Annotated in this window: 14 protein-coding genes; all 14 read left to right on the forward strand. The window is 45.1% G+C overall.

Annotated features, from left to right (window positions below; all coding sequences use genetic code 11):
• Positions 1-261: 261 nt before the first annotated feature.
• The 14 genes from ACFO4R_RS09800 (at position 262) to ACFO4R_RS09865 (ending at position 13,373) form a co-directional block, all read left to right on the forward strand.
• Positions 262-1,179, forward strand: a complete 918-nt coding sequence (locus ACFO4R_RS09800) for a hypothetical protein (protein ID WP_379788933.1) — start codon at positions 262-264, stop codon at positions 1,177-1,179.
• A gap of 121 nt (positions 1,180-1,300) precedes the next feature.
• Positions 1,301-2,068, forward strand: a complete 768-nt coding sequence (locus ACFO4R_RS09805; protein ID WP_379788934.1) for a nucleoside phosphorylase — start codon at positions 1,301-1,303, stop codon at positions 2,066-2,068.
• 386 nt (positions 2,069-2,454) lie between these two features.
• On the forward strand, positions 2,455-2,604 hold the full coding sequence (locus ACFO4R_RS09810; RefSeq protein WP_379788935.1) for a hypothetical protein: 150 nt from the start codon (positions 2,455-2,457) through the stop codon (positions 2,602-2,604).
• A gap of 112 nt (positions 2,605-2,716) precedes the next feature.
• Positions 2,717-3,226: a DUF2004 domain-containing protein gene (locus ACFO4R_RS09815; protein WP_379788936.1), complete on the forward strand. Its 510-nt coding sequence runs from the start codon at positions 2,717-2,719 to the stop codon at positions 3,224-3,226.
• 568 nt (positions 3,227-3,794) lie between these two features.
• Entirely contained in the window at positions 3,795-4,259 is a 465-nt protein-coding gene (locus ACFO4R_RS09820; protein WP_379788937.1) for a methylated-DNA--[protein]-cysteine S-methyltransferase, read from the forward strand.
• Positions 4,260-4,274: 15 nt separating this feature from the next.
• The gene (gene mnmE / locus ACFO4R_RS09825; protein WP_379788938.1) at positions 4,275-5,645 is read left to right on the forward strand and encodes a tRNA uridine-5-carboxymethylaminomethyl(34) synthesis GTPase MnmE; all 1,371 of its coding nucleotides are present in this window, start codon (positions 4,275-4,277) and stop codon (positions 5,643-5,645) included.
• Positions 5,646-6,165: 520 nt separating this feature from the next.
• A complete protein-coding gene (locus ACFO4R_RS09830) occupies positions 6,166-7,059 on the forward strand; it encodes a DegV family protein (protein WP_379788939.1) in 894 nt (297 codons plus the stop codon).
• A gap of 12 nt (positions 7,060-7,071) precedes the next feature.
• Complete coding sequence (locus ACFO4R_RS09835; protein WP_379788940.1) at positions 7,072-7,422, forward strand: hypothetical protein; 351 nt, start codon at positions 7,072-7,074, stop codon at positions 7,420-7,422.
• A 129-nt stretch (positions 7,423-7,551) separates the two neighbouring features.
• The gene (gene mnmG, locus ACFO4R_RS09840) at positions 7,552-9,438 is read left to right on the forward strand and encodes a tRNA uridine-5-carboxymethylaminomethyl(34) synthesis enzyme MnmG (RefSeq protein WP_379788941.1); all 1,887 of its coding nucleotides are present in this window, start codon (positions 7,552-7,554) and stop codon (positions 9,436-9,438) included.
• A gap of 246 nt (positions 9,439-9,684) precedes the next feature.
• Complete coding sequence (gene rsmG, locus ACFO4R_RS09845) at positions 9,685-10,398, forward strand: 16S rRNA (guanine(527)-N(7))-methyltransferase RsmG (RefSeq protein ID WP_379788942.1); 714 nt, start codon at positions 9,685-9,687, stop codon at positions 10,396-10,398.
• A 12-nt stretch (positions 10,399-10,410) separates the two neighbouring features.
• Positions 10,411-11,166 (forward strand): ParB/RepB/Spo0J family partition protein, encoded by a 756-nt coding sequence (locus ACFO4R_RS09850; protein WP_379788943.1) that lies wholly within the window; start codon positions 10,411-10,413, stop codon positions 11,164-11,166.
• Between the two features lie 25 nt (positions 11,167-11,191).
• Positions 11,192-12,229, forward strand: coding sequence for a DUF5711 family protein (locus tag ACFO4R_RS09855; RefSeq protein WP_379788944.1), 1,038 nt, complete (start codon positions 11,192-11,194; stop codon positions 12,227-12,229).
• A 24-nt stretch (positions 12,230-12,253) separates the two neighbouring features.
• Positions 12,254-12,790: a hypothetical protein gene (locus ACFO4R_RS09860; protein WP_379788945.1), complete on the forward strand. Its 537-nt coding sequence runs from the start codon at positions 12,254-12,256 to the stop codon at positions 12,788-12,790.
• Positions 12,791-13,172: 382 nt separating this feature from the next.
• Entirely contained in the window at positions 13,173-13,373 is a 201-nt protein-coding gene (locus tag ACFO4R_RS09865) for a DUF951 domain-containing protein (protein WP_379788947.1), read from the forward strand.
• The last annotated feature ends 789 nt before the right edge of the window (positions 13,374-14,162 follow it).

The raw sequence follows: 14,162 nt of genomic DNA on the forward strand, positions 1-14,162 counted from the left end.
GGAGCAATTCATTTGGCATCGATCGTTTTATGGTTAAGATGCCTTGTTTAATTTGTGTAGACACGCTCTAAGGAGATCCCCGATTCAAAAAATCGGTATAAAATCAATGTGATACAAATGATCCAGTCTTTGAAAATATTGATTTATAATAGTATTCATTTGAGCTATGGATATCCGAAACCTGTACTCAACAGAAGATAATATTGAGAAGACGGCAGTACAACATCGAGAGAAGAACATAGAAAAAGGAGGGGGTGGAAGTTGAAGGCAGGGAAGAGGATTTTATGGATGTTGTTGCTTTTAGCAGCGTTCCTTGTTTTTTTGCAGAAGGAGGAAAGCGGGAAGGAAGAACTCGGATGGATTTACGGAGTCACTATCGATGATTCCTGGTACGAGGACAAGACGGCGCAAGAAGTTGTCAACGCCCTTGAGGCGCTTCCCGTCAAACCTACGGTGAGGATCGTTATGTCGAAGGAGATGGAACCGAAGGAGTATCGAACTTTGTTCAAACAGATCCACGAAGTTGCCTTTGTGATGGCAACTCCCGTCGATTCCTATGATATGGCAGCTTATCAGACCGTAGAGTCCTACCGGAAGAGATTTTTTTCCTCTTATGAAGAATTGAACGGTTACGTCGATATCTGGGAAGTGGGTAATGAGATCAACGGTCAAGGATGGTTGGGTGACGATCCCAAACTTATTGCAGATAAGATGACAGCTGCACACTCTCTCTTGTCGAAGAAGGGGGCAAAGACGGCTCTGACCGCCTACTACACACCTCCGGAAGGAGAGGAGGATCAAATGAGGGAGTGGTTGAAGCTCTATGTTTCTTCCTCTGTCAAAGAAGAACTGGACTATCTCTTTGTAAGTTACTATGAAGATGATAACGGAGGCTATCTCCCGGATTGGAGCAGGGTATTTCGGCAGTTGGAAGAAGACTTTCCGGGTGTAAAACTGGGGGTCGGAGAATGTGGATGTTCCAATCTTCACGAAGAGGAAGAATTCAAAAAGCGGAGAATGAGATCCTACTATCGCCTGCCCCGATACACTCCAAACTATGTGGGAGGATATTTCTGGTGGTATTGGGTACAGGATTGTGTGCCTCATCAGGAAAATCACTTGTGGGAGGAGTTTTGTAATCTCGGTCTTCAAGAAAGTCGAGAGAAGAAGCTGCCCTAAGGAGGTTATTTGCCTGCATATCATAACAGGAGAGGAGGAAAATAATTCAAAATAGTAGGCTCCAAAGCGTATGAGAGGTGGGGCAACAGGTAATTATAGAACAGTTTTGTGAGGTGAAGCTATGAGTATACGCAAGAGTGAATTTCCTATTTTGGAATTTGATGATAAACGGAAATCGGTAATTATGCCGGGACATGAAAATCTGAATGTAAACCTTCCTAAAAGATGTGTCTATGCTTTTTTAGGGGAATATATAGATAAATTTGCCGAGAAAGAAAGGGCTGTAAGGGTAGCTGAATTCGATTCGATCACAAAAAAATATCCGATCTATATCGTTGACTATAAAGGCGAGGAAGTATGTTTGGTTCAGGCTCCTATGGGATCCGCACCATCTGCACAGATTTTGGATTGGTTGCTTGCTTACGGAGTCAAAAAAGTGATCAGTGCAGGTTCCTGTGGAGTTCTGAAAGATTTTCCGGAAAACTATTTTTTGGTCCCCAAATCGGCTCTCAGGGATGAAGGAACAAGTTATCACTACTTGGAACCTTCCAGATTTGTTGAAATAAGTGAGGAGGCATTAAAAGCGATCGAGGAGACCTTGGGAGAGCATAACTTGAAATATAAGGAAGTGGTCACTTGGACAACGGATGGATTTTATCGAGAAACGGCAGAATTGGTCCGATATAGAATGGAAGAAGGTTGCTCCGTCGTTGAAATGGAATGTTCCGCATTGGCATCTGTTGCAAAATTCAGAAATATTATATGGGGAGAAATTTTGTTTACAGCGGATTCATTGGCGGATGTAGCGCAGTACGATGTCAGAAGTTTCGGTTTGGACTCTTTTGAATATGCATTGATATTATGCTTGGATTCTGTTTTAAAATTATAATAAGGGAAGATCGGTCTTGTTCGATCGAAGTGATAGTCCGTAAGATGTTGCACAAAGATAGATCTTGGGATGGTTTTGTTGTTTTTTAAGTGAAAAGCTCCTATAAAATCAATGTTTTCACAAACCTTATGTTTCGTGTCATACTACTCTTCCTTTGAGTTGTGGATATAAACAATCGGTAACCCATAGAAGACAAACTGATTTTTCGTGAGTTGAAAAACAGATATATCCATACTTCTATTGGATAACAGTATCAAATAGGTTTTGCTCTGTCTTTTTGAATTTTGTATTGTTCCGTTATGGAAATACCGGATAGAGAGAAAGTACACAGACAAAAGTTGAGGTTATGAAGCATTATGTAGAATTTAATGTAAACAGATGGAATAATGTTTCAAAAAAATGGAAATCCTTATACCATTCCCATCAGTCCGGAAGAGTTTGCAAGAGCGAAGAACAGACCGATGAGAGTATCGCTTACTGTCGGGAGGTCGGTATCCTCTAAATGGTTTGAAAAAGCGAAGGGAAATAACTGTTAGGTTTGGCTTGTGCAGATGGACAGCAGAACCCGATTGTCCCGGTACGGGAGTGATTGTATCATGGATCTGTCAATGAAGTTGTAGTACAGTTACAAGTTAGGGAGGGGAGTATATGAGGCTCAAAAGCCGGAAGTATCCGAATATAGAGTATGAGAAGGGAGAGGAAATCTTCTTGTTTTCCGAGGCAGAGGGACATCCGAGGTTTATATTCGATGTGGAGGAGGCCCTGACCTCCGATGATAAAGTTATGGAGGAGATAGGCCTTGCCCTCGACGAAGTCGAGACTTTGGAGGAAATCGCAAAAGACTGTTTGAAGCAGTGTCTTTCCAAGGAAGATGATGAATACTTCGCAACGGTTTCCTATTTTATGGAATTTCATAGGGACGAGTTGGATGAGAAAACGGTAGAGAGTATATTTGAGGGGAAACGCAGGGAAGAGCTGTCCTTTGCGCAGATGGTCGACTATCTTAAGCTCAACCGTTTCGGCAACCTGATCGACGGAGAATGGGAAAAGCATGTCATGGTACTCGATTTGACCTTCGATCCCGAAATAACCGATGAGTTGCTTGTCGTTTACTTCGACTTAGGCAGGAACGTTGTTTGTATAACACATGAGAGTTGATCCTACTGTTTGAAGTGATACTGTTCGTTATTTGAATTATGGATAATGCGGATTTGTACTCCGTGAAATAGGATAAGAGGAAGGAAGTCTTATGTTGATATACTCGAACGGTGTTAGAAAGATGAACTGAGGGGTATAAAAATAAATTAAAGCAAAAAAGAATGTCTTCAAGTCGGGATTTCGTCGAAGCGGTTCCTTCGGACACAAAAGAGTCTTTTTTAAAATGTATCGAAAAACGACGGATAAGGGCAAAATTTATCAAAAAGGGCAGAAAAGTCGGGATTTTTACATCCTATACAAAAAAATTGAAATTTGATAAAATAGGAAGGAAGAATTGATACTGTTATCCGATTGAAACAGGATGTCTGTAGAGATGATATCACTTTCAAAAATACTTGAATTCATAATACACGGTTATTCATCGCATTGTTGATATCGGCGATTTGCGGTTCACAGCGGATGAAACAAATTTTCATGGTCACAGAGTAGATAGGACAACAGTTCTATTGGAGAATAACAGTATTACACGGCATTAAAAACATCGTAGAACAAGTAGTAAGGAGTTGCCATGTTGTATTACCAAACCTTTCTCATTTCTTCTTTGGGAGAGATGACAATCAGTTGTGATGGAGAATATATCACTTCGATCTCTTTTGGAAAATTGGACTTGGAAGGGACTTATCGGACCTGTCCTTTGTTGGAGAAGGCGAGGAAGGAACTGGAGGAGTACGCCGAGGGAAGAAGAAGGGAGTTCAGCCTTCCTTTGCACGCCGAGGGTACCGATTTCCAGAAGAAGGTCTGGGAAGAGTTGTGCAAGGTGGGTTACGCAGAGACCGTAAGCTACACTCAGATTGCACAACGTATAGGAAACCCCAAGGCGGTGAGGGCGGTCGGTATGGCAAACAACAGAAATCCGATCAGCATCGTTATTCCCTGTCACAGGGTAATAGGAAAAGACGGAAAGCTCGTCGGCTACGGAGGAGGACTGGAACGCAAGGAGTTTCTCCTGGACTTGGAAAAGAGAAACCGATAGAAGAAGGGATGAGAGATGTATTATATCGATGATACCATAGCTGCAATCGCGACCGCTCCCGGAGAAGGCGGGATCGGGATCATAAGGATAAGCGGAAAGCGTGCCTTGGAGGTGGGTGAGGAGGTTTTTTCTTCGTTTCGGGGCAAAAAACTCGTCGATTATCCGGGCAGGCTTCTTTACGGTCATATCGTAAAACAGGAGGAGAAACTCGATGAGGTGCTGGCGGTCTATCTCAAGGCGCCCCATACCTATACTACGGAGGATGTGGTGGAGCTTCACTGTCATGGAGGGATGATGGCTACGAGACTTGTCTTGGAATGGGTTGTGTACAACGGAGCGAGGATGGCGGAGCCGGGAGAGTTTACCAAGAGAGCGTTTTTGAACGGAAGGATCGATCTGTCTCAGGCGGAGGCGATCCAAGATATCATCTCGGCAAAGACAAGTAGGAGTTATGCGGTGGCCCAAAGTCAGCTTAAGGGCAGTTTGTCGGAGAAGATCAAGAAGATCCGAGACAAGGTAACCGAAGATGTCGCCAAAATCACGGTGGCAGTCGATTTTCCCGAAGAGGATACCCCTGAGGTGACTTATGAGGAGCTTCGTGAGAGTATGAACAGTGTTTGGACGCAGATGACAAACCTTCTTTCGACCTTTGAGACGGGCAGGATGCTGAAGGAGGGTCTGAAGACGGCGATCGTCGGTAAACCCAATGTCGGCAAGTCTTCTCTTCTCAATGAGATGTTGGAGGAGCAGAGGGCGATCGTTACCGATATTGAGGGTACGACCCGAGATGTGATCGAAGAGATGATCATGATAGAGGGGATCCCGCTTCGGATTATAGATACGGCGGGAATCCGAACCACCGAGGATGTGGTGGAGCAAATCGGAGTGGAACGCTCCAAACAGATGATGGAGGAGGCCGATCTTGTTCTGTTGCTTCTCGATACATCGAGGGAATTGACACAGGAGGACAGGGATATCTTAAGCATGAGCCGGGGCAAGAAGCGGATTCTTCTGCTCAATAAGACCGATCTGCCTCCTCTTTGGACGAGGGGGGAACTTGATACGCGCGAGAGGATTCTCGAGACATCGATTTTGAAGAAAGAAGGGATTGATGCCTTGAAGAAGATGATTAAGGATCTTGTATTCCGAGGAGAGGTCGTTATCGACCGTGAAGGAATGTTGACGAATGTACGACATAAAGATGCGTTGACCAAGGCGATAAGGAGCAGTGAGGATGCCTTGCGTTCGATAGGGGAAGAACTGCCCTTGGATATTTTGGAAACGGATTTCAAAAACTGTTGGGATGCCTTGGGCGAGATTACGGGCGAGTCGGTGTCGGAGGATCTTCTCGATACGATATTCAAGAATTTCTGTATCGGAAAGTAGAGGAGCAGCCTACCTGTTTGTCTTGAGAGGTGGAGCACAAAGGCAAGATCCCGACTTTTCCGTGAGTTTAGAGATTACACAAGCACTTCGGATCGATCGGGAATGTTATCATTCATATAGAAGAGAGGTTGATTTTTTTGAATGATCAGGCATTTCCTTTGTTCGGCAGTACGGTTATTGTGAGAGGGGTAGCTTGGTGTTGATCTGAGTGCGGTTCAAACGGGATAGGTTTCTTTTTTTAACGATTACGCCATGTGTTGTATTTGGGAACGGACCAAGAGTCTTGGGCAGTGATATCTCCGTGTGTTGATCGGATCTGGGGCTATTATAAAAACGAAAGATACTCTAGTAAATGAGTGTAAAAGAGACAGGTTACGGGAGATATCATTTTAAAAGAATAGATATTACGATATTTTTTGAACTATAGGGAAAGGCCTTGTGTGTCTTTGCGAGGTATTGCCTTGAAAAAGCGGGCTGCTTGCTGCAGCCCGACAAATAAACGGAAGGAAGGGAAGAACAGATGGCAGGGATATTTGAGATCATAACGGATGCGACGGTGGATTTTGTGGCGGATGTGATAGAGGAGCATGAGATCACCGTTATTCCTATGGAGTTTCATATAGGAGGAACATCTTATCAACACCACTATGATTTTAGGGAGTACGCTTCCAAGGATTTTTATGAGGCCTTGCAGTCAGGGTTGAATTCTACAACGAGTCAGGTAACACCGAACCATTTTGAGGATGTGTTTCGAAGGTTTGCTCAACAAGGAAAAGATTTTATTTATTTGGGCTTTTCTTCGGGGATGAGCGGGACCTACGGAGCTTCCCTTCTTGCGATCCGAAATTTGGAGGAGGAGTTTCCGGATGTGAAGATGATGGCGGTCGATACTCTTTGTGCCTCCGGAGGAGAGGGGCTTGCCGTCTATATTGCCTCGAAGATGCGTGAAAACGGGGCCTCTATGGATGAGATTGCAACGTGGGTCCGCGAGAAGGCATCCAAGAAGATCGTACACTGGGTCAGTGTCGACGATCTCAAACACCTTGCCAGAGGAGGTCGTATCAGTGCAGTATCGGCGTCGATCGGTACGGTTTTGAGCGTGAAGCCCATTCTTCGAGTCAATGAGGAAGGCAAGCTTGAGGTGGTGGACAAGTGCCGTGGAAACAAGGCGAAGATGAAGAACTTGGTTCAGAAGTTCGAGGCGATGTGGGAGCCGGAAGAACATAGGGAAATCGTGATCTTTCATGCACAGGCTCGGGAAGAGGCCGAAAAGACGGAGGAGATACTGAAAAATTTGGATCTCTGTAAAAAGCATCAGCCCGAGATCCTGATCTCGGAGATCGGACCGGTTGTAGGCTCACATACGGGCAAGGGTTGTGTAAGTGTTGCGTTTTGGGGAAAGAACAGAGGATAAAAGGAGATGTCTATGAGCCGGAAGAACATAGGCCTTTATGTACTGAAGATCTGTTTTGTTATACTGTGGGGTCTATCGATCTTCTTGAAAGGTTGGAACAGGGGTATGGTAAGGTCGGCCGTGAGTGCGACCGGAGCAGCTTATTTTGTTTGGAGCTCCGTCTGTACAAGAGGTTGGAGGAAGACTCTGTATCTGATCCTCACTCTTGTTTTGGTGGCCCTGTTGACGGCAGTGGTGTTGTATAAGGTCGGTGTTCTCTCAGGAGGAGAAATCGCTCTTTCTTATCTTATAGGGATCATCCTCATCGATGCCCTGATCTATCTTAAGGTCGCTCATATCTTGGATAGGGAGGAAGAAGAGTAGGATCTGTATAAAAGGGCGGGAAGGACTGCCCCAAAAAATAGAACAAAAAACTTAGAAACAGCATATGTCTTTATAGAAGGGCGGAAGGAACCGCCCGTTAAAGATAGTAGAAAGGAATATGGAAGGTATATGTATTTTCATGCAGGAGATTACGATATTGTAGTAATAGGTGCGGGTCATGCCGGTTGTGAGGCGGCTCTTGCGTCGGCACGTCTGGGTAAGAAGACCCTTCTTGTAACGATGTCTTTGGAGGCCATCGGTCATATGCCCTGCAACCCTGCGATCGGGGGGACGGGAAAGAGCCAATTGGTCAAGGAGGTCGATGCCCTGGGAGGAGAGATGGGGGTCAATATCGACAAGAGTTTTATTCAGAGCAGGACTTTGAACGCCTCCAAGGGGCCGGCAGTGCAGTCGATCCGTGCACAGGCGGATAAGAACCTCTATCATAGGGAAATGAAGAAGACGATCGAGAATACTCCGGGTCTCGACGTGATTATGGATGAGGTAACCTCGCTCATTCATGACGGGAAGTCGGTGTCGGGAGTTCGAACGCGGTTGAACTGTGAATATTATGCAAAGGCGGTCGTGATTGCGACGGGAGTTTTTTTGAGGGGAAGGGTCTATATGGGAGAGGTGAATTTTTCTTCCGGTCCTCTCGGACAGCTTCCATCGCAAGAGTTGACGACTTCTCTCGAAGAACTGGGACTGCCTTTGAGAAGGTTCAAGACGGGAACTCCGGCGAGGGTCCATGCGGACAGCATCGATTTTTCGAAGATGGAGCTTCAGGAAGGCGACGAGGAGATCGAGCCTTTTTCGTTTATGAACGATCGTTTGGAGGGTGGAAACAAGGTTGTGTGTTACCTGACGAGAACAACGTCCAAGACCCATGACATCATCCGTGAGAACCTTGAACGTTCCGCGATGTACGGAGGTTTTATCGACAGCAAGGGACCCAGATACTGTCCTTCAATCGAGGACAAGGTGGTCCGCTTCTCGGACAAGGAGAGCCATCAGTTCTTTGTAGAGCCGGAGGGTCTCGATACCAAGGAATACTATATTCAGGGATTTTCGAGTTCGATGGCGTATGAGGTCCAGCTTCAGATGTATCACACGGTCATCGGTCTGGAGAACTGCCATATGATGAGGCCGGCCTATGCGATCGAATACGATTCCATCGATCCCCTGCGATTGAAACCTTCGCTCGAGATCATGGGAGTCGAGAATTTGTTCAGCGCGGGGCAGTTCAACGGAACGAGCGGCTATGAGGAAGCGGCGGCTCAAGGTCTGATGGCGGGCATCAATGCGGTGCGTAAGATCGACGGCAAGGAACCCGTCATCCTCGATCGGGCGACGGCTTATATCGGTGTGTTGATCGACGACTTGGTGACCAAGGGCACGAACGAGCCTTACAGGATGATGACATCGAGGGCGGAGTATCGTCTTCTTCTGCGTCAGGACAATGCGGACCTTCGCCTTACGGAGCTGGGCTACGAGATCGGTCTGGTCACCGGCGAGAGGTACGAGAAGTTTTTGAGCAAGAAGGAAGAGATCGAGAGGGAAATCGAGCGTTTGAAGAAGGAGAAGATAAGGCCCGATGAAGTTGCAGAGTATCTGGAAGAGGTAGGAGCGTCTCCGCTTGCAAAGACGATCTCGCTCTACGAGGTGCTTAAGAGGCCGGAGATGAATTACACCGTCCTCAAGAAGCTTGGTCGTGCGGACGAGGGTCTTTCCGTCCAAGTACAAAAACAGGCGGAGATCACGGCAAAGTACGAGGGCTATATCAAAAAGCAGATCGAACAGGTGACATCGTTTCGAAAACTGGAGAAACGAAGGATTCCTGAAGAGATTCGCTATGAGGAGATCTCGGGACTTCGATTGGAGGCAAGGCAGAAACTCAACGAGATCAAGCCGGTCAACATCGGGCAGGCCTCGAGGATTTCGGGGGTATCTCCGGCGGATATCTCGGTGCTGCTGATCTATATGAAGCAACATTCGGCTCAGGAAGAAGTACAGTGAGGACGGGGAGATATTCCGGCATAAAAAACAGAGCAAAACCCGTTCCACGCAAAGCAATTTTTATAAGTTTGGATTTTGCAAGGTTTTTGTACTGTATAAAACAACAGGATAAACAAGATATCGCCTTGTGAAGTGTTGCCGTAAGAAGGGCGGATTTCTTCAAATTTTTCCATTTGAGTTTTATTCCACACGCAAATCATGTATAATAAACAGATAGAGAAGATAGGAAAAGACACAGAGGACAGTATGAACAATGAGATATTAAGACGGGGGCTGGCATCCTGGAAGATGGAGTCAAGCTCCGCTATAGAGAGGGACTTTGAGATATACAAGGACCTTCTGCTCCAATACAATAAGGTGATGAACCTGACGAATATTACGAAGGAAGACGAGGTCTATACCAAACATTTTCTGGATTCGATTTCCTGTCTTTACGCCTATGATATTCCCAATGGAGCGAGATTGATCGATGTGGGAACGGGAGCGGGCTTTCCCTCTCTTCCGATGAAGATCATGAGGAGGGATCTTCATCTCACCCTGCTCGATTCCCTGAACAAGAGGGTCGAGTTTCTAAGGAAGGTGGGGGAGGCTCTCTCTTTGGAGAAAGTGGATTATATTCACTCCAGGGCGGAGGACTTGGCACGAGATCCCCTGCACAGAGAGACTTACGACTTCGCCGTGTCCAGGGCTGTCGCCAATTTATCGACCCTGTTGGAGTACACGGTTCCGTTTTTGAAGAAGGGGGGCATCCTTCTCTGTCAGAAGGGTCCTCAGGTCGAGGAGGAGCTTCACATGGCAAAGACGGCACTAAAACTCCTCGGTGCAAGGTTGATTAAGAAGGTAGAGATTCCCTTGGAAGGTACCGACCTCGCACACAATATCCTTGTGATAAAGAAGGTGGAGACAACGGCCAAAAAGTATCCGAGAAAGGCGGGCAAACCGTCCAAGGAGCCCTTATAGGAGTTGGTAATAATGGAAGTTGTCGAACTTAGTTTAAGCAAGATCATCCCCGATCCCGATCAGCCTCGAAAGGAGTTTGATCCCGATGCTTTACAGGAGTTGGCGGAGTCGATAAGGCGCTATGGCCTCTTATCACCCATCTTGGTGAGATACGACGGTGAGAATTATATCATCATTGCAGGAGAGAGAAGGTTTCGTGCTCTTTTGTTGAACGAAGCTAAAACCGTTCCGGCCCTTCTTTATGCCGAGGACGATTTCAGGGAGATATCGCTGGTTGAGAACCTCCAGAGGGAAGATCTTAACCCTCTTGAAGAAGCAAGGGCCTTGAAGGCTCTGATGGACGAGAAGTCCTATCGTCAGGAAGACTTGGCATTGATGATCGGCAAGAGCCGTTCCTATGTGGCAAACTCCGTCCGACTCTTGCAGTTGGACGAGATGACCGCGAAGGCGATCGTCGAGGAGGAGATCTCCGAGGCACATGGTCGTTCCTTGGCCGGAATCCGTGATGAAGAGGAGAGAAAAAAGCTCCTGAAACTCATCTTGGACAACAAGCTGTCGGTTCGTTCGACGGAGGTTCTGGTGAAAAAATACAAGAAGAAACAGGTATTGAGTGAGGATGTGTTTTTGAAGCAGGCCTTGGAAGAAGCGGAGAGCCGTCTCGACACAAAACTTGAGCTCCAAGGCGATGAGAGAAGAGGAAGGCTTGTGATAGAATATTACGGAAAGGAAGAACTTGAGCGAATCTTGGAACTGTTGACAGGGCAGTAGGAGGTCGCTTGACAGGAGAGAGCAGATGAAGAAGAAATCGGTATTGATGATAGTGGTTTTGATATTGATGCTGATGTTTAATCCCTATACCTTGGATAAGATGGGTGGGATGTTTCGTACAACGAGCAGTAAGACGGTCCATCTTCCGTTTTCGTATGCAAACAACAGCTTTGTAACTTCATTTCAAAACGGGCTTCTCACCTATGACGGACTTTCGTTGAGGCTGATCGACAGTGAAGGTATTGAAGTTTTCGATGTTACGATCAATGCGGACAACTACTCGATCTCCACCTCACAGGACCGTATCTTTGTCTTGGATATTGCCAAAAAAAGCATCTTCATCCTTGACGAAAAGGGCAGTGTGATCACCCAGGAAAAGACGGGAGATATGCCCAAGAGGGTCGTGGGGCTGGAGGATGGAGGCTTCCTCATCCATTATTTCACGGATGTATATGTGGAAGGGATTCGCGTATTTTCGAAGAGCGGGAAGGAAGTCAAGGATATGCCCTATCCGAATGTAACCCTTACCCTGATCCGACCGGTAGATGCGACTTCATTTTTGGTAACGGGTTTCTTTCGAAATGCCGATACCCTCGATAACAGTGTCTACTACTACACGAATAAGGGGGAGTTGCAGTTTGCGACTCAGATAAACAACGCGATCTTAGGCAAGATCGTTCCTCGTAAGGACAAGTTCGTGATGATGGATGTATCTTCGCTCATCGTGGGAGATAAAGCGATGGAGGAAACAACGAACTTCGACTTTACGCTGAATCTCAAAGATATTCTGGCGACAGATAAGGAGATCTATGTGTTGGCTTCGGATAATTCGGTGAAGACTCTGAACTACGACTTTCAGTTTTTGGCGGAGAAGTCCTCACAGGCGGAGATCCTTGGAATCCTCTTCCACAAGGGCAAACTGCTCTATTACACCGACAATTCCGTAGTCTATGGTGCAGTATCCAAGCAGTATTCCAAGGATGTTATGAAGGTCGTGGATATCGGAGAGAAGGTAGCGGTCGTTTTTAAGGAAGGGATCCAATTACTGACTTTGAAGGAATAAGAGATAGAAAGGTCGGCGAGAACATTGGCAAGATATACGATTGTAGATATCATAATGATACTGTTTGTTCTGTATCATTCGATAAGAAGTTATCATAAGGGAATAAAACTCTTGTTGTTTGAAGAGGCCAAGTTGTTTTGTTCTTGGCTGGTAGCATGGTTTATATATGAATTTTTCTACGATATCATCGTTGAAAGCGTAATGTTTGACATTCTATTTTCCGTTTTTTATGCATTTATAAGACCTTTGGCCCGTGTATCTCTTTTTATGTCTCTTCTTCCTTGGAAAAAATTGTTCTTTTTCGCGATATTTATGCCCTTGGTTTTTATAGGGATCAAGTATGTCTTTAAGTCGGTGGCGGGAGATGAAAAAACAAAAAAAGAAAAGATCTGGGGGATCGTTGGAGGAGTGGCAAAGTCGGTCATCTACCTGTTTATCATCGTAGCTGTCTTGGATCCTGTGTTTCAAAATATGGGTGCAAAGGTAAGTCCTGCGATAACAAGGAGTTTCTTTATGCCCTTTCTCTATAAGTACAACCTTATTATTTATACGTTTTATTGACGATCGGACCTATCCTATCCCTATGATCCATCGAAGGGTCAATAGAATAGTTGAAATGGATAGGAATATCACCGTGTCAACGTACCGGTATAACGGCACGTTGAAATTCAGAATAACTCCGATGGCGGTATGAAGTCTTTTGATTTATAATAAGAAATAAATCCAATGCTGTTATCTACCGGGATTGACAGATTGAACTCTTTGAAGCATACCACCTTTCAAATTGTTTTTCGGTAAGGATATAGGTTTTATACTCGGCATTTTAAATGGAGAATAGTATAAATATCAATATGTCACTACCTTAGTCGAATCGATGTCCTGTATTTGTTCTGCAACCGGTTCATTTGTGCAAATAGCAGTAGTTAAGAAGGAGAAAATAAAGATGTATCAACCGAAGAAGATCAATATCGGGGATCGGGTCACTTTGAAGAAGAACCATCCCTGTGGAGGAAATACCTTTGTGATCACGCGGACGGGGATGGACTTTCGGATGAAGTGCGAGACCTGCAAAAAAGAAGTCTGGATCGAACGTCCCGAGCTTGAAAGAAGGATCAAAAAGATAGAAGTGCAGGAAGAAGAGTAGGGCTGTGAGTGCAAGGTCGGGATCTGTGGGTCGTCATCTTCGTAGAGATTAATCAGAACGAAAATGCTGCGAATGTTCACGCTCTGTTATATCTGTAGAGAGGGTATAAGACGGTTTTCCGATTGAAGTGTGGTTATAATAAGATCTGCAAATATAAAAATTTGTTTCGTCATCTATGGAACAAAGGGCATGGATGTCAACAGTTCGAAGGAATAATGGTAAAAGAGTGATACGGGATTTTCTTTTACACTAAACTGAAAGTTGTTATACTTTAGGGAACACCGAACAAAGGCAAGTTTCTGATTTTTCTCCGGTTTTATAAAGTATAAAAGCCTGTCATATCAATGTTTTTGAGAATCTCATCCTTTGTATAAAATTGGTTTTATGCTGATTTTTCGAATTATGCGGTATCTCTTTTATACTCTTATCTATTAAAATTGACCGGTTGAACGCTTTGAAGGATGGAACCCTCCAAATGGTTTTGTGGCAATTATATAGCCTGTGCAGTTGATCTGTGTAATTAATACCGATATATCTCTTCTACAAATACAGAAGTAGGATCGACACAGTACAAACCCTTGATATAGGCAAGGCGCGGGGCAACAATCTCAGTGTCCTTTTGTCGGAAGTTATGTGAACGGAAGAAGAGGTCCAAAAAATAAAAATTTTTTTCAAAAAAAGATGGCGAAAACTTCGATTTTGAGATACAATCCCGTCTTTGACAGTTTTAGAATCGAAAAACCCACCAAACACATTGCAACTAAATGTATTGGCGGGTTTTGTTTTTTA

It is taken from the genome of Filifactor villosus (genome assembly GCF_042652965.1).
Classification (GTDB): domain Bacteria; phylum Bacillota; class Clostridia; order Peptostreptococcales; family Filifactoraceae; genus Filifactor; species Filifactor villosus.